We start from the raw sequence: 21,165 nt of genomic DNA, 5'->3' as shown, positions 1-21,165 counted from the left end.
ACCACCGAGACCACCGCAGTGGGTACCGGTACGCCGGCTGCCACGGTTGAGGTTCGCGATGCTGACGGCACCGTTGTCGGTACGGCGACGGTTGGTCCGGATGGCACGTGGACCGTTGACGGTCTGGAGTGCGGCACCGACTACACCGCTGTGCAGGTCGTCGATGGCGTGGACAGCACCGAGACCCCGTTCACCACGGCTGACTGTGTTGTTGCTCCGACGGCTCCGGTTGTGACGTCGACCACCGAGACCACCGCAGTGGGTACCGGTACGCCGGCTGCCACGGTTGAGGTTCGCGATGCTGACGGCACCGTTGTCGGTACGGCGACGGTTGGTCCGGATGGCACGTGGACCGTTGACGGTCTGGTTTGTGGCACGGACTACACCGTGGTGCAGATCGTTGATGGTGTGGATAGCGCTGAGACGCCGTTCTCGACCGCTGACTGTGTTGTTGCTCCGACGGCTCCGGTTGTGACGTCGACCACCGAGACCGCTGTTGCGGGTACCGGTACGCCGGCCGCGACGGTTGAGGTTCGCGATGCTGACGGCAAGGTCGTCGGCACCGTCACCGTTGCTGCCGATGGCACGTGGACGGTTTCCGGCCTGGAGTGCGGCACCGACTACACCGCCGTGCAGATCATCGATGGTGTGGACAGCGCTGAGACGCCCTTCACCACCGCTGATTGCGTCGAGCCCGGCGTGCCGGGTGCCCCGCTGGTGACCACCATCACCGACGACGGCGCTGAGGGTGTCGGCCTCCCGGAGGCTGTCATCGAGGTTCGCGACGGCGACGGCAAGGTCGTGGCTACGACCACCGCCGGCGCTGACGGCACCTGGTCGGTTGACGGCCTGGAGTGCGGCACCACCTACGGGGTCGTCCAGATCGTCGACGGCGTCGAGAGCGCCCCGACCACCATCACCACCGCTGACTGCGCTGTGGTTCCGAGCGTTCCCACCGCCCCGACCGTCACCGTGGTGACCAAGGAGACGGTGTCCGGAAAGGGTGAGGCCACCGCGACCGTCACCATCCGCGACAAGGACGGCAAGAAGGTGGCCAGCGGCACCGTCGACGAGAAGGGTGCCTGGAGCATCAACATCTCGAAGCTCGCCTGCGGCACTGACTACTCGGCGACGCAGACCCGCGACGGCATCGAGGGTCCGGCGACGAAGTTCCACACCGTGGCCTGCACTGCCACGCTGCCGACCACGGGTACGCCCGACGTCAGCGGCCTGGTGGGCGGAGCAGCCCTGCTGCTCCTGCTCGGCGCTGGTGCGCTCACGATCATCCGTCGCCAGGGCTCGAAGGCCTGATCGACTGAGATCACACACCGAGGGCGGCAACCATCCGGTTGCCGCCCTCGGCGTTTCCCGGCTCAGCGTTTCGCGGCTCAGGGGCAACAGAAAGCGCCCGTCACCTCCGGAGAGGTGACGGGCGCTGCGTCGTGGGGGGCGACTCAGAAGTCGGCGCCCTCGGCCTGCGAGGGGTGACGGTCGTACCAGGCCGGCGTGACAGCGAAGTCGAGGGCGTCGGCGTCAAAGGTGGTGGTGCTGCGGTCCATGTGCGGCTCCTGCGGTGTGGTGTGGCCCGCGTGCGTGCCTTCGTCGGCACGCCCCGCGGTTGAATCCCTTCCAGGATCACCCCGCGTGCGCGGTTCTGGAGTGACGTGGGGTGGCAAAACACGGCGCTGTTTATCGTGAGAAGCAAGAATCGTGAGTCTGCGGGGAGATGTCCACGGCAAGGCGAATCTCACTTCGCGATCGGCGCATAGAATGGATGTTCTTGCGTGAATGCTGATCGGGAGGGTCATTTGTCTCGCTGGTGCGGTTGCTGAGCGAGCGACGCGAGACGACGTGCGCTCGGAACCGCGACGCGAGACGACGTGCCGCTACAGGCGGTTGACGGAGACGAGGTGCAGGATCGCGGCACCGGCTTCGTCGGATTCGGCGAGATCCACCACGGCGGAGATGCCCCAGTCGTGGTCGCCCGCGGGGTCCTCGAGGATCTGCCGCACGCGCCACTCGCCGGGCCCCTCCTCGAACAGCAGCATCGCCGCGCTCCGCGCATCGGGGCCCGTGCCGATCGTGTCGTGCTCGGCGTAGTACGCATCGAGCGCGCCGTCCCAGTCGAAGCCGGGGTCCAGCTCCGCCAGCGCTGCCATGTCCTCGCGCGCGGCGAGCTGCACCCGACGGAACAGCTCGTTGCGCACCAGGATGCGGAAGACGCGGGTGTTCGCGGTGAGACGCTTCGGTGCGGGCGGGACGATCGGGGCAGCATCGTCGCCCTCGGATGCGCTGGGGGAGACAAGCTGCTCCCACTCGTCCAGCAGTGACGAGTCGACCTGACGCACCAGCTCACCCAGCCACTCGATGATGTCCCACAGCTCTTCGTTCTTGAGCTCGTCGGGGATGGTCTGCCGGGCGGCGCGGTAGGCGTCGGAGAGGTAACGCAGCACGACGCCCTCGCTACGGGCGATCTGATAGAACGCGACGTAGTCGCCGAAGGACATCGCGCGCTCATACATGTCGCGCACGACCGACTTGGGGTGCAGCTCGAAATCGCGCACCCAGGGCTGTGCCGACGCGAACGTCTCGAAGGTCGCCTCCAGCAGCTCCTCGAGGGGCTTCGGGTAGGTGATCTGCTGGAGCAGCTCCATCCGCTCCTCGTACTCGATACCCTCGGCCTTCATCGCCGCGACCGCTTCCCCGCGGGCACGGAACTCCTGCTGGTTCAGGATCGCGCGCGGATCGTCCAGCGTGGACTCGACGATGGAGATCATGTCGAGCGCGTAGGTTGCCGATGCCGGATCCAGCAGCGAGAACGCGGCGAGCGCGTAGGGCGAGAGCGGCTGGTTCAGGGCGAAGTTGGGCTGCAGATCGACGGTGAGCCGGGGCTGGCCGTCCGGGCCCGCCTCCACCACCTCCGATTCGCGGAGCGTGCGGTAGATGCCGAGCGCACGACGCGCGAGCTCGTACTGGCGGGGTCGCGGCTCGTGGTTGTCGAAGACGAGTGAGCGCACCCCGCCCACCACATCGCCGCCGCGGCCGATCACGTTCAGCAGCATCGCGCTGGTGATCTGCATGCTGCTGCCGAGTGTCTCCGGCTCCGAGCCGATGAGCTTCTGGAACGACGGCTCACCCCAGGACACGAACCCCTCGGGTGCCTTCTTTCGGATGATCTTGCGCTTCTTCTTCGGATCATCACCCGCCTTCTTGACGGCAGCGAGGTTCTCGGTCTCGTGTTCGGGGGCCTGCACCATCACGGTTCCCGCCGTGTCGTATCCGGCGCGTCCGGCGCGTCCGGCGATCTGGTGGAACTCACGCGCGTTCAGCTGGCGCATCCGTGTGCCGTCGTACTTGGTGAGCGCCGTGAGCAGGACGGTGCGGATCGGAACGTTGATGCCGACGCCCAGGGTGTCGGTGCCGCAGATCACCTTCAGGAGTCCGCGCTGGGCGAGCTGTTCCACGAGGCGTCGGTACTTGGGCAGCATGCCCGCGTGGTGCACGCCGATGCCCGCGCGGAGGAACTTGTTGAGCGTCTTGCCGAAGCTCGTCGTGAAGCGGAAGCCGGCGATCAGCTCGCCGATCGCATCGCGTTCCTCACGGCTGGCGATCTTGGCTGACAGCAGCGCCTGCGCTCGTTCCATGGCGGCTGCCTGCGAGAAGTGCACGATGTAAACCGGCGCGCGGTCGGTGTGCAGCAACTCCTCGATGGTCTCGTGGATCGGTGCGGTCTCGTAGAAGAAGTGCAGCGGGACCGGACGCTCCACACCGGTGACCACGGCCGTCTCCCTTTCGGTGCGACGGGTGAGGTCGGCGGCGAGGTCGGTCACGTCGCCGAGCGTGGCGGACAGCAGGACGAACTGCGCCTGCGGCAGTTCGAGGATCGGAACCTGCCACGCCCAGCCGCGATCGGGGTCGGCGTAGAAGTGGAACTCGTCCATCACGACCTGGCCCACCTCAGCGTCCGTGCCGCCGCGCAGCGCGAGGTTGGCAAGGATTTCTGCGGTACAGCAGATGATCGGCGCGTCGGAGTTCACCGACGAATCCCCCGTCACCATGCCGACGTTCTCCGCGCCGAAGACATCGACCAGCGCGAAGAACTTCTCGCTCACCAGCGCCTTGATCGGGGCGGTGTAGTAGGTGCGCCGCCCCTCGGCGAGCGCGGCGAAATGAGCGCCGATCGCGACGAGGGACTTCCCGGTGCCCGTGGGCGTCGACAGGATGAGGTTGTTGCCGGAGACGATCTCGATGATCGCCTCGTCCTGGGCCGGGTAGAGGGAGAGACCCGTGGATTCCGCCCAGGTCACGAATGCCTCGTAGATCGCGTCGGGTTCGGGGGAGGCGCCGTCGATGCGGAGGGCGGAAGGATCCAGCGGCGCAGCAGTCATGATGCTTCGATTCTCCCGCACCCGCTCGCGCGCGAGAAACCCCCGGGTGGCTCTCAGCCGACACGCTCCCTGGTGACCGTCTTCGTGGCGCCGAGCGCGGACGCCTCGTAGCTCAGCGCACTGTTGTCGTCGTGGGAGGATTTCGTGGGATCGGAGGATGCCATCAGCGACAGACGCCAGTCCATTGAGCATAGGCAGCACAGAGATGCTTAGCGTGGCGTCCCGGCACCGTCTGTTCACCGGGCGGACACGGGTCGCTCACGTCGGATGGCCAGCATCGAGGAGTGAAGATCGCCCGTCCCCTCGCCGTGCTCGGAGCAGGTGCCGTTGTCGCGGCTGCCGTGCTCCTCGGCTTCCCTGTGTCCGCCGCCCATGCCGTCGACGCCCCCACCGACGTCAAGGATTCGTCGTGCTCCGTCGGTGACCCGCGCGCGCTCTGCGCTGAGCTGGACACGCTGCTCGACGTCCGCGTCGGCGACGTCCACCCGACGCAGCCGTCCCTCGGGTACGACGAGGTGTTCTACAAGCTCGGTCGATATGACTCCGCGATCGGCAAGGACGCTGTCAACAAGCGCTTCGCCGACTGGTGCGAGGCCAACGGTCAGGAGGACGCTGCGTCCGCGGATCCCGACGCGACTCTTCTGGATCCGACCACCTTCACCTGCACGGTGCCGGTCGGATCCGAGACGGCCGCGACTATCGCGCCGATGAAGACGGTCGTGATCGGTCCCGGTGGCATCCTGTACCTGACCGACGGACACCACACGCTCACCTCGTTCCAGGAGAACGCCGGTCCCGACGTGCACGTCCGGCTGCGCGTGCTCGGCAACCTGTCGGGACTGTCGGAGGCGGAGTTCTGGCAGGCGATGCAGGACAACAAGTGGACGTGGCTGCGCGATGTGAACGGCAACGCGATCACCCCCGCCCAGCTCCCCGCGAACGTGGGGCTCGCCAACTTCCAGGACGACCGCTATCGGTCGATCCTCTACTTCGCGCGCGACATCGGCTACACCGCCGACGGCGCGGTTCCGTTCCAGGAGTTCTACTGGGGCACCTGGCTGCGCACGCGTAGCGACATCAATGTGGCCGGGTGGAACCAGGATGACTGGGCGGCGTCTCTCGCTCTCGTCCGTCAGATCAGTGAGGAGCAGGTGGCGCTCGGGGCGGACGCTGTCGTGGACCCGCAATCCGGATACACGGCGGGCGACCTTAGCGTGCTGGCGCAGTGGAACGACGGCAAGAAGGAGACGAAAGGGGAGTGGGCGAAGCTCTCGCAGCCGTACGGCGAGGCGAAGCCGGGCAAGCTCGCGTACATGACGGAGTACCGCCTCGCGCACCCGGTGGCACCGGAGCCCACGGGTACACCGGAGCCGACGGGTACACCGGAGCCGACGGGTTCGCCGACGAGTACACCGACGCCGACGGGCACGCCCACGCCCACGGGTACACCGGAGCCGACGAGTTCGCCGACGCCGACGGGTTCGCCGACTGTGATGCCGACGCCGACGAGTTCCCCGGAACCGACGGTGTCTCCCGAGCCAACCGCCTCGCCGACGGTGACGCCGGAGCCAACCGCGTCTCCGACCTCGACGGATACACCGGAGCCGACGTCCTCTCCCGGGCCCACCGTTTGCCCGACACCATCGGCCTCGCCGACTTCGCCCAGCCCGACGACCTCACCTGAGCCGACGCCGACCTCAACTCCAACCCCGACGGTCTCCCCGGAGCCCACTTCTTCCGCTATCCCGACGGTGTCCCCGGAGCCCACCGTTTCGCCGAGCCCCACCGTGTCCCCGGAGCCGACCCCGGGCGCAGCGTCGGTGACGGTCTCCGGCGACCTGATCCCGGGCGGCGCGATCACGGTGTCGGGCGCTGGGTTCCCGGCACATGCTCTTGCCGCCGTCGAGCTGCATTCCGATCCGGTAGTTCTCGGCACCGTGACGACGGATGCTCACGGATCATTCACGCTGGACACTGTGATTCCCGCTGGGGTCCCGGCCGGCAGTCATCGCATCGTTGTGCTGGTCGACGGCGAGGCGGCGGGAACCGTGCCGCTTACCGTGGCGGCTGCTCCGATCGTGAAGCCGACGTCCCCGCTGACGTCCCGCACTCCGACCGTGTCCGTGAGTGCCAGCCTGCCGCGAACCGGATCCGCGCTCGATCTGCTGCCGGTATGGGTCGGCGTCGGTGCCGCTCTCGCCGGCGTTGTGTTGGTCGCTCGGCGTCGTTCGCGGGCCTGACAGACGAGAGGTCGGCGGCTCGCTCCGACGAGCGACTCGCCGGCCTTCGTCGGTTCATTCGGGCGCACGCTCGCGACGGTCCCGTTGACGACGGCGCGAGGCCAATGGCACTGTCGTCGATCAATAGGGCTGATGTCGATCGCCGGTCCGGGTGATGGCGGCAGCGCAACGGGCAGCTGATTACTGCGTGCGACTCCCGGCACGCCACATCTGGCGCGAACACACACGGTGTCACGAGAAGAGGACGATGTCGTGAAAACGAGCCCTCCGGCCGGGTTTCGTCCTCGTTTGGCGACAATCTCCTCCGTTGGTGACACCAATTCCGCCGCGGTGCCTGTCGTGTTCGGCGAGGACGTTCGGCCGCAGGAGATTGGCATCGTGCTCGCCACATAACCGCACGACGGTGTGCTCACGGGCGTGGTTCCGGCGGCAATGGGGGCGCGGGGCTGCGGATCACTGAGTCCGCCACCGTCGCTCAACGTTGGCATGAAGTGCTCATGTCGCGAAAGGAGGACGATGTCGCGAAAGCTAGCCGTCCGGCGCAATTTCGTCCTCGTTTGGCGACAATGTCCTCCGCTCGCGACATTGATTTCGTCGCGTTGCTGGACGTCGGTGTGAGTGGCTCCCTCCGGAAGCCGCAAGTCTGAGGCTTCCGGCAGCAACGCGGCGCTTGGTGGAGTGCTTCACGAGTGCGGTTCGCGAGCGGATGGCAACGGCTCGACGAGGGCGCGCCGGCACGCACTGCTACGGCCGACGCTCGCATGGCTTCCGGGTCGCAGGTGCCGCGAAAGGAGGACGATGTCGCGAGACTGAGCCCCAGACGCGGATTTCGTCCTCGTTTCGCGACAATCTCCTCCGTCCGGGACAGCCGGCTCTGCGACCGGATTGTCGTGTCCGGCGAGGACGTTCGGCCGCAGGGGGATCGGCATCGCGAGCACCACGTCACCGCGCCGTGGTGCTCGAAAGCGTGGTTCCGGCAGTGCGGATGGGGGCGCAGGGGCTGCGGATCACCGAGCCGCCACCATTGCTCGACGTTCGTCTCAGGCGGCATGTCGCGAAAGGAGGACGATGTCGTGAAAGCGAGCCATTCGGCGGGATTCCGTCCTCGGTTGGCGACAATCTCCTCCGTTCGCGACACCGATTCCGTCACGTGCTGGACGTCGGCGGGAGCGGCTCGTGTCTCGAAGTCGAAGTCGAAGTCGAAGTCGAAGTCGAAGTCGGAGACTTCCGGCGGCAACGCGGCGCTCGGGGTAGTGCTTCACGAGTGCGGTCCGCGAGCGGATGGCAACGGCTCGACGAGGCAAGGGCTCGCCAGTCGGCACCGCTGCGCCCGAAGCTCACACGGCACCCGGTCTGAGCAGGTGCCGCGAAAGGCGGACGATGTCGCGAGAATGAGCCCCAGAGGCGGATTTCATCCTCCGTTGGCGACAATCTCCTCCGTTCGCCGCACCCTCCGCGCGTCCCCCACCGACCGCGGGTCCCCACACCGTCGCCGCCGCGACACCTACACACACGGCGGTGCCGGGGGTGAGACTCGCTCACCCCCGGCACCGAGTACCGGAATGCTCCGGAGAAAGTGTCAGGCGTCCTTGCGGCTCTTGCCCGTCATCAGCGACACGATCCACACCACGATGACCGATCCGAGGATCGACGCCAGCCACGACCACGGCGAGAAGAAGCTCGTCATCACGTTGTCGCTGTCGGTGATCATGCCGACGATCCAGCCACCCACGACGCCACCGAGGAGACCGCAGATGAGGGTGGCGATCCAGCCCATCGACTTCCCGACGATCGCCTTGCCGATGGCGCCGCCGATGAAACCCAGAATGATCCAAGCGATGAATCCCATGATGTCCCTTTCCCGATGTTGTGATCACGCGCGAAGATCGGTGAGATCTTCCGCGACGGAGTGGAGGAAGCGAGCCACGATCTGCTGCTCGTCCTCCGTGAGCTCGCCCGCACGCGACAGGATGGCGTTCTGCACCTCTCCCATCGTCTGGGCGACGCGTTCTGCGCCCTGGTCGGTGATGCGCAGCGCGATCGACCGACGATCGTCCGGGTGGGCGTCGCGAACCATGTCGCCGCGACCCACGAGCCGATCGATCATCGTGCTCATCGCACTGTGCTTCATGCCGAGAAGCTCGGCGAGCTCGCGCTGACGGAGGACCACGCCGCGAGGCTCTGCGAGGAGCACCGTCTGCATCGCCGCCAGCTCACCCGAAGACAGCTTCAGAGCGGTGTGCATCTGTACGCGCACGCGCCGTTCTGCCTCCAGCAGTGCCAGCATTCCGCTCATCACAGCGATCTCGCCGGAGGACTGTGCCGCGGGGAATCGCGAGTCCTCCGTGTTCGTCGTGTTGAGCATCGTCCTGCTCCTTCCGTCTCAAACATCATTGCGCGGACAGTTCGAAAAGTCAACTATTGCGATTGCAGACATGTTGCTCAGGGGTGTGCCGTACGGGCCGAGAACGGTGACACCGGGACCGTTGTGACAACCGGTTGAGGCTCGATCGGAGTGCCGTCTTCAGCGAAGTAGCGCGGGCTCTCGGCGGGAAGAAGAGCAACGCATGCCCGTGATCCGGTGACGTGCGAGGTCGCGGGATGGGGCGTCGGCTGTGGATGCCTCGCGTCGTGGTCGACTCGATCCTGCGATCCTGTCCCGATGTCCTCTCCTCGTCGGCCCACTCGAATCCTTGCCGTGCATCCGGGCGCGGAACAGTACGGTTCGGATCGTGTCTTCGCGGAAGCGGTGCGGGGAATGCTCGCGAGCGGCGCCGACGTTCGCGTCATTCTGCCTCAGGGCGGTCCGCTGGTCGAGGAGCTGCACCTGGCCGGCGCCGATGTTCGCGTGTCCGACATGCTCGTTCTTCGCAAGTCCCTGCTGAAGCCCTCGGGATGGCGCGCCCTGGTACGTCTCGCCCTCCGCGATCTGCGGGGAGTGCGCCGGCAGATCGCAGAGCACCGTGCGGAGCTGGTCTACGTATCCACCGTGACCCTGCCGCTGTGGTGCCTGCTCTCCCGTCGCGGTGCGGCCGTTGCCCTCCACCTGCACGAGGCGGAGACCGCTGCCGGATCTCTCGTGCGCCGCGTGCTCGCGTTTCCCGCGCGGTTCGCCGACGTCATCATCTGCAACAGCCGGTTCACGCGTGACGCTCTGCTCTCCAGCGAACCCACGCTCGCCGGCCGAACCCGGGTGGTGCTCAATCCCGTGCCCGTGCCCTCGGGCGTCACGCCGGCGCGCTCGGAGCTCGGCGGCGTGCTGCGTATCGGATACGTGGGTAGGCTGTCTCCCCGCAAGGGAGTCGACCTGCTGGTGAGCGCATTGCGCCCCGTGGTCGAGGGCGGCACCGATGCGCGGCTGGACCTCGTGGGGGCGATCTTCCCCGGCTACGAGTGGTACGAACGGGAGCTGCGTGACGCGGCAGCGCGGGAAGGAATCGCAGATCGTGTCATATTTCTGGGCTTCCGCTCGGACGTGGGCCCCTGCCTCGCAGACATCGACGTGCTCGTGGTTCCGTCCCGACTCGACGAGGGGTTCGGCAACGTGGCGGTGGAGGCGGTGCTGGCTGGCCGCCCCGTGATCGTCGCGGCCCGAGCCGGGCTGCGAGAGGCGATCGAGGGAGTGTCCACCGCCACGGCGATCGAACCTGACGACGCGCCCGCACTCGTCGCCGCCCTGCGACGAGTGGTCACCGACTGGCCGAGTATCGCCGCGTCCACCGCGGATGCAGCACGCCTGGTCGTGGACCGGCACTCCGCGTCGAGGTTTCACACGAGTCTGATCGATGCTCTCGCGCAGGCGCAAGACAGTGCCGCGTCGAGGACCTCAAGGCGACGAGGCGGACCCGGTGCGGATACTCGTGCAGGATCACGCCGCGTCGAGGATCAGCCGATATCCCATCCCTGATTCGGTGAGCAGGTGGGCGGGGCTGGACGGATCGCGTTCGAGCTTCTTGCGCAGTTGCGAGATGTACAGGCGGAGGTAGCCGGTGTCGCTCACCTGATCGGTGCCCCAGAGCTCCTTCAGCAGCGCTTGCCGGGTGACCAGGGCTCCGGGATGGCGGGCGAGGAATTCGAGCATCCGCCACTCGGTGGGGGTGAGGTGCACCGCGCTGCCGTCGCGGGTGACCACGTGGGCGGCGAGATCGACCTCCACCGCACCGAATCGCACCACGGGGTCGGTCGGTGTGACAGCCGGCTGGGCGCGACGCGACACGGCACGCAGCCGCGCGAGCAGCTCATCCATCTGGAACGGTTTGGTGACGTAATCGTCGGCACCCGCGTCGAGGGCATCGACCTTGTCGGCGGATCCGGTCCGGCCAGACACCACGATGATCGGCGCCGTCATCCAGCCACGGAGGGCATGGATGACCTCTACGCCGTCCAGGTGCGGCATGCCGAGGTCCAGCATCACGATGTCGGGATGCTGGGCGACCGCCTGGGCCACAGCCTCCTCGCCGTCCGCGGCCGTCACCACGTCGTAGCCCTGCGCTCCGAGGGTGATGCGCAGCGCACGTACAAGCTGGGGGTCGTCGTCGGCGATGAGAAGCTTCATGCGTGCTCCGATGGATCGGGTGCGGTGAGGGATGAGGGAGAAGGGGCGGACGCATCGGGTGTCGTGTGCGCCGGGAGCGAGACCACCATTGTGAGCCCCCCGCCCGGAGTGGCCTCGGCGGTGAGCGTGCCACCCATGCCCTCGGTGAATCCCCGGGAGAGCGCGAGACCGAGTCCGAGTCCACTGGTGTTGTCGGTGTCACCGTGGCGCTGGAACGGCAGGAAGATGTCGCCGAGCCGGTCGGCGGGCACACCGGGACCGTGATCGATGACGCGCACTTCCACCGTCCCGCGCAGCTCGCTGGTACTGAGCGCGATCCGGGTGCCGACGGGCGTGTGACGCTGAGCGTTGGCGAGGACGTTGACCAGCACCCGCTTCAGCAGCACGGCGTCGGCGGCGACCGGAGGCAGCGCCGGATCGAGCAGCAGCTCCAGGTCGGCCGGGGTGATCCGCAGCTCGTCGAGCGAGGCCAGGATGACCGAGCCCACATCGGTGGGCTCCAAACGCACCGCGAGTGCGCCGGCCTGCACCCGTGAGACGTCGAGGAGGTCGGTGACCAGGGACGACAGCGTGCCCAGGCTCTCCTCCGCAGTCTCCAGCAGCTCGGCGCGGTCGGCGGGCTCCAGCCGTTCGCCGGCCGTGCGCAGTCCACCGACGGCCGCGACCGCTGCCGCCAGCGGCCGACGAACATCGTGGCTGACGGCGGAGAGCAGCGCGGAGCGCACCTGATCCGCCGCTTCGATCGCGCCTGACCGGCGTGCCTGCTCGGTGAGCTCCGCGTTCTCCAGCGCGCCCGACAACTGCGCGGCGATGGCCCCGAGCAGTCGCTGCTCGGACGCATCCAACCGCGCGCCGTGCACCTCCAGCACGGCCTGGGGCCCGGATCCAATCTGCACGCGAACGTCCGGATCCTCCGTCCCGCGAACGGGTTCGCCATCCGTGGCGAGGACGGCACCCTCGGGGGACAGCAGCCGAACGCCGGCCGCGCCGAGGGCCTCGCGGGTGCGCGATACCAGGGCGGGGACGGCGCTCTCGCCGCGGAGCACGGATCCGGCGACGGTTGCCAGCAGCTCCGATTCGGCGGCCGAACGCTTCGCTGATCGCAGCCGACGGGCGGCTTGGTCGACGATCGCGCTCACCAGGATCGCGATGACGACGTAGAGACCGAGGGCGAGAGCGTGCAGGGGGTCGGCGACGGTGACCTTGTACAGCGGAGCGACGAAGAGGAAATCCAGGGTGACGCCGGAGAGGACAGCGGCGAACAGCGCCGGCCAGATGCCGCCGATGAGTGCGACCACCACCACCAGCAGCTGGTAGCCGAGAACTTCCGAGGTGATCGCGGCTTCGGTGTGGAAGGCGGTGAGCAGCCAGCTCAGCACGGGACCGCCGATGAGGGCGACGACGAACCCCAGCGTCACGCGGCGGCGGCTCAGCGCGCCGCGGGCCATCCGGGGGAGCCGGGTGGCGCCGTTGGCTTCGCCATGGGTGACCATGTGCACGTCGATCTCACCCGACTCACGGATCACGGCGGCTCCGATGCCGGGGCCGGTGAAGGCCGTGGCCAGCCGACCCCGGCGACTCGCCCCCAGCACGAGTTGGGTCGCTTCGACCGAGCGGGCGAATGACACCAGGGCGCGCGGGATATCGTCGCCCACCACCGCATGAAATGATCCGCCCAGGCTCTCGACGAGGGTGCGCTGCGCGGACAGGAGCGTGGGATCCGAGGAGGAGAGACCGTCCTGACCTGACACGTGCACGGCGATGAGCTCGCCGCCGGCGCCGCGCGCGGCGATGCGGGCGCCACGGCGCAGCAGCGTCTCGCCTTCGGGGCCGCCGGTGAGGGCGACCACCACGCGCTCGCGGGTCTGCCATGGCGCATCGATGCCCTGTTGCTCGCGGTACTGGGCGAGCGAGCTCTCCACCTCGTCGGCCAGCCATAGCAACGCCAGTTCACGCAGGGCGGTGAGGTTCCCGAGCCGGAAATAGTTCGACAGGGCCGCGTCGATGCGCTCGGCGGGATAGACGAAGCCGGCGGAGAGTCGGTCGCGCAGCGCCTGCGGCGCCACGTCGATCACCTCGATCTGATCCGCCCCGCGTACCACCGCATCCGGAACCGTCTCCGCTTGGGAGACACCGGTGATCCGCTGCACCACGTCGCCCAGTGATTCGATGTGCTGGACGTTGACGGTGGTGATCACGTCGATGCCCGCGTCGCGCAGGTCCTCCACGTCCTGCCACCGTTTGATGTTGGTGGAGCCAGGGGCGTTCGTGTGGGCGAGTTCATCGATGAGGGCGACCTCGGGGCGGCGCCGCAGCACGGCCGCCAGGTCCAGCTCGTCGAGGGCCACGCCACGATGCTCCACACGCTGGCGGGGAATCTGCTCGATCCCCTCGGTGCGGGCGGTGGTCATGGCGCGGCCGTGTGTCTCCACGACGCCGATCACCACGTCGCGACCCTCGTCGCGCAGTCGTGCACCCTCGGTCAGCATCTCGACGGTCTTGCCCACGCCAGGGGCGGCCCCGAGCAGCACTCGCAGGGTTCCGCGCTTCATCGGATCGCCCCCGCTCTCGCTGCTGTCAGCTCTGCACCGTGGGTCGCGCCGATCGGGACCCGCAGGTTTCCCCGCTCCATGCGTTGTCCTCCGCTATCGTGCCGACGCATCCAGCGCCCGGTTGAGCTCGAGAACATTCACGCGCTCCTCGCCAAGGAATCCGAGGTCCCTCGGCCTGATCATAGACCGCACGAGGTCGCGTACGACCGACTCATCGAGCCCGCGCGCGGCGGCCACAGTAGGCACCTGGGTGAGCGCGTTCTGCGGCGAGATGTCGGGATCGAGGCCGGATCCGGATGCGGTCAGCGCGTCGGGCGCGGTGGCCCCGGTCGCCTGCCGTTCCCGGATCGCGTCGGCCAGTTCCGGGTTCTCGGGGCCGAGGTTGCTGCCACCCGACGCGAGCGCGTCGTAGTTCGACGCGGACGGACGTGACTGGAAGTACTGCGGCAGCGGCTCACCCGCATCATCGGCGAAGGATTGGCCGATGAGCGTGGACCCGACGACCGTGCCGTCGTCATCCCGCACGAGCGAGCCGCTCGCCTGCGAGGGCATCGCCAACCCGACGAGCAGCATGAGGGCGGGGTAGGCGAGTCCGAGGATGACGGTGAGGACGAGCATCGCGCGAACCGCGGTGGCATGGGTGCGGATAGTGGTGCGAAGGGACATGAACGGATCTCCGGTCAGAAATCGTGAGTGGCGAGTGTCAGGAAGCGGGGGATCGGGCGATGGTCAGAAGCCGGGGATGAGGCTGACGACGAGGTCGATCAGCTTGATCCCGATGAACGGCGCGATCAGCCCGCCGAGCCCGTAGACGAGCAGGTTCCGACCGAGGAGGGACGCGGCGCTCGCGGGCCGGTAGCGCACTCCGCGCAGGGCCAGCGGGATCAGGATCACGATGATGATCGCGTTGAAGATGATCGCCGACAGCACGGCGGAGGCCGGCGAATGCAGTCCCATGACGTTCAGCGCGGCAAGGCCGGGGAAGGCGGTCATGAACAGGGCGGGGATGATCGCGAAGTACTTCGCGATGTCGTTGGCCAGCGAGAACGTAGTGAGCGCACCCCGGGTGATGAGCAGCTGCTTGCCGATGCGGACGATGTCGATCAGCTTGGTGGGATCGGAGTCCAGATCGATCATGTTGCCCGCCTCCTTCGCCGCCGAGGTGCCGGTGTTCATAGCCATACCGACGTCTGCCTGGGCAAGAGCGGGGGCGTCGTTGGTGCCGTCGCCGGTCATCGCCACCATGCGGCCGCCCTGCTGCTCCTTTCGGATCAGCTCCAGCTTGTTCTCGGGCGTCGCCTCGGCCAGGACGTCGTCCACGCCGGCCTCCCGTGCGATGGCACGCGCGGTGAGCGGGTTGTCGCCCGTGATCATCACGGTGCGGATGCCCATGGCCCGCAGCTCGTCGAACCGCTCGCGCAGTCCCTCCTTCACGACGTCTTTGAGGTGGATCACGCCGAGCACGTCGCCGGAGCCGTCTGCGCGCAGCACGGCGACAGCCAGCGGGGTGCCACCGTCGGAGGCGATCGCGTCGGTGTGCTCGGTGAGCGCCGCGTCAGCCGTGGCAGAGAGGGACACGCCTTCGGTCGTCAGCCAGGTGCGCACCGCGGAGCCGGCGCCCTTGCGGATGCGGGTGCCGTCGGGCAGATCCAGACCGCTCATGCGGGTCTGCGCGGTGAACGGGACGATCACCGCGTCACCGTCCTCCTCGGCGCGCACGCCGAGCTGCTCCGCGAGAGCGACCACCGACGAGCCCTCGGGAGTGGGATCGGCGAGGGAGCTGAGCGCGGCGGTGCGGATGAGGTCCTCCTCCGCGATGCCGGGCAGCGGGAGGAAACGCACGGCACGACGGTTGCCGTAGGTGATCGTGCCGGTCTTGTCGAGCAGCAGCGTGGTGACATCGCCGGCTGCCTCGACGGCGCGACCCGACATCGCCAGCACGTTGCGCTGGACCAGACGGTCCATTCCGGCGATGCCGATGGCGCTCAGCAGCGCGCCGATTGTGGTGGGGATGAGGCACACGAGCAGCGCGATCAGCACCGCGAGCGACACCGGAGAGGTGACGGCAGAGGCGATCGGGTTCAGCGTCATGACCACCACCACGAACACGAACGAGAGGCTGGCCAGCAGGATGTTCAGCGCGATCTCGTTGGGTGTGCGCTGGCGTGCGGCGCCTTCGACCAGAGCGATCATCCGATCGACGAAGGTCTCGCCGGGCTGCGCGGTGATGCGCACCACGATGCGGTCGCTCAGCACGCGGGTGCCGCCGGTGACGGCAGAGCGGTCGCCGCCCGATTCGCGCACGACGGGAGCGGATTCACCGGTGATCGCGGATTCGTCGACGGTGGCGATGCCCCACTCCACGTCGCCGTCGCCCGGGATCAGCTCGCCCGCCTCGACGACCACGCGGTCACCCACGCGAAGATCGGTGGAAGCCACCTCCGTGATCGTGGTGGCGAAGGCACCGGGATCAGCGGCATCCGGAGACACCACGCGTCGAGCGGTGGTGGTGGCGCGGGTGCGTCGCAGGCTGTCGGCCTGCGCCTTGCCGCGACCCTCGGCGACGGATTCGGCGAGGTTCGCGAACAGCACGGTGAGCCAGAGCCAGACGGCGATGCCCGCGGTGAAACCCGCGGGCCCGTCGCCGCCGAGGAACGGTTCGGCGATCGCCAGCACGGTGGTGAAGGCGGCGCCCACCCAGACCAGCATCAGCACGGGGTTGCGCCACTGCGTACGCGGGTCGAGTCGTCGGAAGGTGCCCGGAAGCGCGGCGCGCAACTGCTGCACGCTGAATGTTCGTGCCGGCGCTGTGCGCGGCGTTGCGGTGGGGTGATCGGTGATCACAGCCATGTCAGGAGAGTCCTTCTATGAGGGGAGTGCGTGCTGCGAGGGAGGGGGAACAGAACTCGGGGGGACGACGCGTCATGTCACGCCAGTCCTTCTGCGAGTGGTCCCAGCGCGAGCACGGGGAAGTAGGTGAGTGCGGTGACGATCACGGCCACACCGATCAGCAGCCCGATGAAGAGCGGCCGGTGAGTCGGCAGCGTTCCGACGGTCGCGGGCGCGGGGGACTGCGTCGCGAGTGCTCCGGCGAGAGCGAGGACGAACACGATCGGGATGAAGCGGCCGAGCAGCATCGCGACACCCAGCGCGTTGGCGAGCCACGGCCCCGATGCGGTCAGACCGGCGAACGCGGAGCCGTTGTTGTTCGCGGCGGAGGTAAACGCGTACAGCACCTCACTGAGACCGTGCGGTCCGGGGTTCAGGACTGCCGAGCCGGTGATCTCCTCACGCGCGCCGGGGATCGCGTAGCTGAGCGCGGTGCCGGCCAGCACGAGTGTCGGGACGACAAGGATGTAGAGGCTCGCGAGGGTGACTTCCTGGGGCCCGAGGCGCTTGCCGAGATACTCCGGCGTACGGCCGATGAGAAGTCCGCCGACGAACACCGCGATCACGGCGATCACGAGCATCCCGTATAGGCCGGATCCGACACCGCCCGGTGCGATCTCCCCGAGCATCATGTTCAGCATCGGCATCATGCCGCCGAGCGCCGTGTACGAGTCATGCATCGCGTTGACCGCACCGGTGGATGTCAGCGTGGACGCAGAGGAGAAGAGAGCAGAGCCGAAGATACCGAACCGGGTCTCCTTGCCTTCCATCGCTGCTCCGGCGAGTTGCGGTGCGGTGCCTGCTGCACCCGACTCCAGCAGCGAGAGGGCGACAAGCGAGCCCACGAAGATGGTGGCCATCGCCGCGGTGATGGCGTAGCCCTGGCGACGGTCGCCGACCATCACACCGAAGGTGCGGGGGAGCGCGAAGGGGATGAGGAGAATCAGGAAGCACTGGAAGAGGTTGGTCCACGGCGCCGGGTTCTCGAATGGGTGCGCGGAGTTGGCGTTGAAGTAGCCGCCGCCGTTGGTGCCGAGGAGTTTGATGACCTCTTGCGAGGCGACCGGTCCGCCCGGGATGGACTGCGTTGCGCCAGCGAGCGTCTGCGCCGTCGTGACTTCAGTGAGGTTCTCGATCACCCCACCTGCGATGAGAATCGTTGCCCCGATCACGGAGATCGGCAGCAGCACCCGGTAGGCCCCGCGGATCAGATCGACCCAGAAGTTGCCGATCACTCCGGTGCCGCGAGCGGCGAATCCGCGCACGAGGGCGACCGCCACGGCGATGCCGACGGCAGCGGACACGAAGTTCTGCACGGCGAGGCCGCACGCCTGGACCACGAAGCCGACGGTCACTTCCGGGGAGTAGGACTGCCAGTTCGTGTTGGCGACGAACGACGCGGCGGTGTTGAAGGCAACGGGTTCGGGCACGGCGGGTAGGCCCAGCGAGGCGGGCAGCCACTGCTGGGTGCGCTGCAGGAGGTAGACCAGCAGCATGCCGACGACGGAGAATGCGAGCACCCCGCGGAGGTACATCGGCCAGGACTGCTGGGCATCGCCGTCCACGCCGAGCAGCTTGTAGGTGCCGCGTTCGATGCGCAGGTGGCGGCGGCCCAGGTAGACCCGTGCGAGCAGGTCTCCCATGGGGCGGTGGGTGACGACGAGAAGAAGAACGAGGGCGAGCGCCTGCAAGAGTGCGGCGACGGTGGCGGGCATCAGGCGAGCTCCGTAGGAGAGAGGGGAATCGGGGCGGACGGTTCCATCAGAAGCGCTCCGGCTTCCACAGCGCGATGACGAGGTAGACGAGCGCGGCGGCGGCGAGGACGGCGGCGATCACCGTGAGGGCGATCATCGTTTCTCCACCAGTCGCGCGATCAGGGCGACGAGCACGAAGCACGCGATCGTCAGCAGGACGGAGAAGACATCGAGCATGATCTTCCTTCGAATCGGAACGGATGCTTCGATGCTTCCGCCCGCTCATGCACGGTGCACTGGGCCCTCACGGAATCCACACAGCGGCGTGCGGTTCCCTGACGCCGCCCTCACGGAACGCGGAGTTTCCGTCGGGCTTTCCGCCGCGGTGGTTCTCCTGCCTGCCGCGTTGGCTCTCCTGCCTGCCGCGTTGGCTCTCCTGCCTGCCGCGTTGGCTCTCCTGCCTGCCGCGGTGGTTCTCCTGCCTGCCGCGTTGGCTCTCCTGCCTGCCGCGGTGGTTCTCCTGCCTGCTTCGGTGGTTCTACTGTGCGGCGACCCAGGCCTGCCAGGCCTCCGGGGTCAGGGCAGGGTTCTGTCGCTGTGCGACGGTGAAGAGATCCTCGCCCGAGCGCTGCGCATCGACCGCGAGCCGCCAGGCGTCGCCGCCGTTCGCCTGCACGAAGCCGTAGACGGAGCCGGCGGCGCCGTAACCCAGCCAGGCGTCTGAGGCACGAAGGGCGTCATCGGAGAAGGCGCCGGTTCCCGCGCTGGCCACGGCGTCTTTGACGTCGGGACGGCGGTAGGTGAACTCATCGGCGCCGGAGTCGGCGGTGGCCCACTCCGCGAAGCCCTCCATGACCGCGACCGACGGCTGGCTTGCGCTGGTGGGCGCCGCGGTCAGGTGCAGGGCGTGCAGGAACTCATGGGTGAAGGTCTCGGGCCGCTGGTCGACGCTCAGCGGGCCGACTGCCACGATGGTGCCGCTGCTGGCGTCGCCGGTGGCGATGCGCGGATCCAGCCAGGGCGCTGCGGACGGTGGGCGGTAGGTGGGCATGGCGAACCCGGCCACGTCCATGTCCCACTGCTGGCCCGCACCGAACTGCCAGCGCGACAGTCGGGAGGAGTCGTCGGTGATCGCGGCCACGAATCCGTCCATGGGAACGTCCCCGCCGAGCTTGCGGACTTCGTTGAGTGCCAGCTGCGCGGACGCTTCGGCCTGCGCGAGGTTGGCGTCGACCAGGCCCTGCTCATCGGCGGCGCCGAACAGCACCACGTGTTCCGAGCGGGCTGCGTACAGCGGCCCTTCGTCCCACGGCATGGGCTCCATATACGGCGTGATCGACGAGATCAGGTCGCCGTCCCACTCGACGTCGTAGTAGAACCCCTGAATCAGCTGGAGGCCGGCGTCGTCGGTGCCGCTGCCGCGTTCCGGGTGGGCGGCGAAGGCGAGCTGGGCGCCGAGGATCACGGTGTAGTCGTCCCAGGGCGAGATCGCAGCCACGTCCCAGCCGATGGTGCTGGTGCCGTCCCACCAGGTGGACAGCTGTGTGGTGGCCTCCCCCGTGGTGTGGGAGAGGAACGCCGCGCGATCTTTCGCCAGCATCGCCTGGTTCATCCCGTCCCAGATGGTCTGGTGCTGTCCTTCGTTCGACGAGTCGCGCTCGGGGAGCAGCGGCGGCTGGGTGGCGACGGTGCCCGGCACCTCGGCAACCGTGCCGACCTTCACCTCATGCGGCCAGGTGATGGCGGTGAACGCGCCGGCGATGGCCAACGCCACGACGCCTGCGCCGGCCCACACAACCTTCGCGCCGCCCTTCATGACTGTGCCCCGGCGATACCCACGAACGCCCACCCGAAGTCCTGGGTGCTGACGAGCACCGCGACGAGGTTCTGCTCGCCGGCCGTGAATCGGTACTGCACGAGACCGACGTCTTCCGCCTCCTCCCCGGGCAGTGCCGGGATCTGGGCGAGTTCGGAATAGTCGCCGAGGACGGGGAAGGAGGCCGCGACGGCGGCGGCGTCTACCCCGGCCGCGACGGCGACATCGGATCCGCCGAGGGCGCACGTCGACGCGAGCGTGCCCGTCGTGCGCGCCACGGTCGAGAGCGCGACCATGGCCTTCATCGGATCGGCGCAGCTCTCGTTCTCGGCGACGACAGAAGACTGCGGCCCCGAGGCGACCAGCGACCCCAGCGCCCAGGGGGCAACAGCTGTGGGGTCTTCGCCGACGCGGGACTGCTCCGGCTTCGAGGAGCCGTCGTAGAAGAACGCCCGAACGAACACGCCCTGGGCGTTGAGGACGGTACTGGATCCGTCGGCGAACGCGAGTGTGGTGGCGAGGTACGCGTCAGACACGTCGGCGGAACGGTCCTTGTCGATTAGGTCGCCGTCCGCGCGCCAGGGAGCCACCGTGATCTCTGTGCTGCGTGTGACGCCAAGAGCGTCTAACGCTGCTGCATCCCCGACGCCGGGCCGCGAACCCGCATCAGTGAACTGCGCGGCCAGCGTCGGCACGAGGTCGCCTGTCCATGCGTCGCCATCGGCGTCGAGATGCTCACCGAGCGTGGTCGCGACATCTTCGACCGGGGCGCCGGGCAGCATGTTGGCGCGGGCGGTGGCCGACGCCGCCCACATCCCGCCGCACCCTGCCAGCACGACAAGGACGGTGGCGATGGCGGTCGCGACAGTGGATCCACGGGGTCCGCGTCGCTTCACCGGCCCCGACAGCAGGCCGAGCCCCCCGAAGCGCAGCGGGCGCTGATGGCTGCCGCGTGGATCGACAGGCGCGCCGGGGAAGAACCCCGGTGCCGGTGCTCCCTGATTCGGCATCATCGCGATCCCCTTCGCCTC

General features: G+C 68.2%; 15 protein-coding genes. 3 read left to right on the top strand and 12 right to left on the bottom strand.

The genetic code is table 11. The features are described 5' to 3' along the window. Window positions 1–1,311: Ig-like domain-containing protein (locus ACI3KU_RS11585; RefSeq protein WP_404922469.1), on the top strand; the 1,311-nt coding region annotated here is incomplete at its 5' end. Window positions 1,312–1,886: 575 nt separating this feature from the next. Here the strand turns inward: ACI3KU_RS11585 and ACI3KU_RS11580 are convergent. Next, the gene (locus ACI3KU_RS11580) at window positions 1,887–4,388 is read right to left on the bottom strand and encodes a DEAD/DEAH box helicase (RefSeq protein WP_404922468.1); all 2,502 of its coding nucleotides are present in this window, start codon (window positions 4,386–4,388) and stop codon (window positions 1,887–1,889) included. 53 nt (window positions 4,389–4,441) lie between these two features. After that, window positions 4,442–4,573, bottom strand: coding sequence for a hypothetical protein (locus tag ACI3KU_RS11575; RefSeq protein ID WP_404922467.1), 132 nt, complete (start codon window positions 4,571–4,573; stop codon window positions 4,442–4,444). Between the two features lie 99 nt (window positions 4,574–4,672). On the opposite strand from ACI3KU_RS11575, the gene ACI3KU_RS11570 reads away from it, so the two are divergent. Then, window positions 4,673–6,628, top strand: a complete 1,956-nt coding sequence (locus ACI3KU_RS11570; RefSeq protein WP_404922466.1) for a ParB-like protein — start codon at window positions 4,673–4,675, stop codon at window positions 6,626–6,628. A gap of 1,579 nt (window positions 6,629–8,207) precedes the next feature. Here the strand turns inward: ACI3KU_RS11570 and ACI3KU_RS11565 are convergent. Together ACI3KU_RS11565 and ACI3KU_RS11560 are read right to left on the bottom strand one after the other, a co-directional pair. Further along, entirely contained in the window at window positions 8,208–8,477 is a 270-nt protein-coding gene (locus tag ACI3KU_RS11565) for a GlsB/YeaQ/YmgE family stress response membrane protein (RefSeq protein ID WP_404922465.1), read from the bottom strand. A 24-nt stretch (window positions 8,478–8,501) separates the two neighbouring features. Next, window positions 8,502–8,993: a MarR family winged helix-turn-helix transcriptional regulator gene (locus ACI3KU_RS11560; RefSeq protein WP_404922464.1), complete on the bottom strand. Its 492-nt coding sequence runs from the start codon at window positions 8,991–8,993 to the stop codon at window positions 8,502–8,504. Between the two features lie 297 nt (window positions 8,994–9,290). On the opposite strand from ACI3KU_RS11560, the gene ACI3KU_RS11555 reads away from it, so the two are divergent. Then, complete coding sequence (locus ACI3KU_RS11555) at window positions 9,291–10,535, top strand: glycosyltransferase family 4 protein (RefSeq protein WP_404922463.1); 1,245 nt, start codon at window positions 9,291–9,293, stop codon at window positions 10,533–10,535. Here the strand turns inward: ACI3KU_RS11555 and ACI3KU_RS11550 are convergent. The 8 genes from ACI3KU_RS11550 to ACI3KU_RS11515 all read right to left on the bottom strand — a co-directional run bounded on the left by ACI3KU_RS11550 (window position 10,497) and on the right by ACI3KU_RS11515 (window position 21,147). Further along, window positions 10,497–11,183 carry a response regulator gene (locus ACI3KU_RS11550; protein WP_404922462.1) on the bottom strand — a complete coding sequence of 229 codons (687 nt, stop codon included), beginning with the start codon at window positions 11,181–11,183 and terminating at the stop codon, window positions 10,497–10,499. The genes ACI3KU_RS11555 and ACI3KU_RS11550 overlap by 39 nt on opposite strands. Next, the gene (locus ACI3KU_RS11545) at window positions 11,180–13,735 is read right to left on the bottom strand and encodes an ATP-binding protein (RefSeq protein ID WP_404922461.1); all 2,556 of its coding nucleotides are present in this window, start codon (window positions 13,733–13,735) and stop codon (window positions 11,180–11,182) included. The genes ACI3KU_RS11550 and ACI3KU_RS11545 overlap by 4 nt, the downstream gene beginning before the upstream one ends. A gap of 93 nt (window positions 13,736–13,828) precedes the next feature. Next, a complete protein-coding gene (gene kdpC, locus ACI3KU_RS11540; protein WP_404922460.1) occupies window positions 13,829–14,401 on the bottom strand; it encodes a K(+)-transporting ATPase subunit C in 573 nt (190 codons plus the stop codon). Between the two features lie 63 nt (window positions 14,402–14,464). Further along, on the bottom strand, window positions 14,465–16,585 hold the full coding sequence (kdpB, locus tag ACI3KU_RS11535; RefSeq protein WP_404922459.1) for a potassium-transporting ATPase subunit KdpB: 2,121 nt from the start codon (window positions 16,583–16,585) through the stop codon (window positions 14,465–14,467). A 77-nt stretch (window positions 16,586–16,662) separates the two neighbouring features. Next, window positions 16,663–18,339 carry a potassium-transporting ATPase subunit KdpA gene (gene kdpA, locus ACI3KU_RS11530; RefSeq protein ID WP_404922458.1) on the bottom strand — a complete coding sequence of 559 codons (1,677 nt, stop codon included), beginning with the start codon at window positions 18,337–18,339 and terminating at the stop codon, window positions 16,663–16,665. Window positions 18,340–18,385: 46 nt separating this feature from the next. Continuing rightward, window positions 18,386–18,475 (bottom strand): potassium-transporting ATPase subunit F, encoded by a 90-nt coding sequence (locus tag ACI3KU_RS11525; protein ID WP_404922457.1) that lies wholly within the window; start codon window positions 18,473–18,475, stop codon window positions 18,386–18,388. A 381-nt stretch (window positions 18,476–18,856) separates the two neighbouring features. Then, window positions 18,857–20,134: a hypothetical protein gene (locus ACI3KU_RS11520; RefSeq protein WP_404922456.1), complete on the bottom strand. Its 1,278-nt coding sequence runs from the start codon at window positions 20,132–20,134 to the stop codon at window positions 18,857–18,859. Continuing rightward, entirely contained in the window at window positions 20,131–21,147 is a 1,017-nt protein-coding gene (locus tag ACI3KU_RS11515) for a hypothetical protein (RefSeq protein ID WP_404922455.1), read from the bottom strand. The genes ACI3KU_RS11520 and ACI3KU_RS11515 overlap by 4 nt, the downstream gene beginning before the upstream one ends. Between the last annotated feature and the right edge of the window lie 18 nt (window positions 21,148–21,165).

Origin of the sequence: Microbacterium sp. ZW T5_56, assembly GCF_044987425.1 — a bacterium.
GTDB lineage: Bacteria > Actinomycetota > Actinomycetes > Actinomycetales > Microbacteriaceae > Microbacterium.
This window is presented reverse-complemented; position numbering and strand designations above follow the sequence as displayed.

Excerpts from the sequence above, each read along its gene's own strand:
- kdpA (WP_404922458.1), bottom strand. The coding sequence starts at position 18,339 with ATGCCCGCCACCGTCGCCGCACTCTTGCAGGCGCTCGCCCTCGTTCTT.
- ACI3KU_RS11580 (WP_404922468.1), bottom strand. The coding sequence starts at position 4,388 with ATGACTGCTGCGCCGCTGGATCCTTCCGCCCTCCGCATCGACGGCGCC.
- kdpC (WP_404922460.1), bottom strand. The coding sequence starts at position 14,401 with ATGTCCCTTCGCACCACTATCCGCACCCATGCCACCGCGGTTCGCGCG.
- ACI3KU_RS11550 (WP_404922462.1), bottom strand. The coding sequence starts at position 11,183 with ATGAAGCTTCTCATCGCCGACGACGACCCCCAGCTTGTACGTGCGCTG.
- ACI3KU_RS11555 (WP_404922463.1), top strand. The coding sequence starts at position 9,291 with ATGTCCTCTCCTCGTCGGCCCACTCGAATCCTTGCCGTGCATCCGGGC.
- ACI3KU_RS11520 (WP_404922456.1), bottom strand. The coding sequence starts at position 20,134 with ATGAAGGGCGGCGCGAAGGTTGTGTGGGCCGGCGCAGGCGTCGTGGCG.
- ACI3KU_RS11575 (WP_404922467.1), bottom strand. The coding sequence starts at position 4,573 with ATGGACTGGCGTCTGTCGCTGATGGCATCCTCCGATCCCACGAAATCC.
- kdpB (WP_404922459.1), bottom strand. The coding sequence starts at position 16,585 with ATGGCTGTGATCACCGATCACCCCACCGCAACGCCGCGCACAGCGCCG.
- ACI3KU_RS11560 (WP_404922464.1), bottom strand. The coding sequence starts at position 8,993 with ATGCTCAACACGACGAACACGGAGGACTCGCGATTCCCCGCGGCACAG.
- ACI3KU_RS11565 (WP_404922465.1), bottom strand. The coding sequence starts at position 8,477 with ATGGGATTCATCGCTTGGATCATTCTGGGTTTCATCGGCGGCGCCATC.
- ACI3KU_RS11525 (WP_404922457.1), bottom strand. The coding sequence starts at position 18,475 with ATGATCGCCCTCACGGTGATCGCCGCCGTCCTCGCCGCCGCCGCGCTC.
- ACI3KU_RS11515 (WP_404922455.1), bottom strand. The coding sequence starts at position 21,147 with ATGATGCCGAATCAGGGAGCACCGGCACCGGGGTTCTTCCCCGGCGCG.
- ACI3KU_RS11545 (WP_404922461.1), bottom strand. The coding sequence starts at position 13,735 with ATGAAGCGCGGAACCCTGCGAGTGCTGCTCGGGGCCGCCCCTGGCGTG.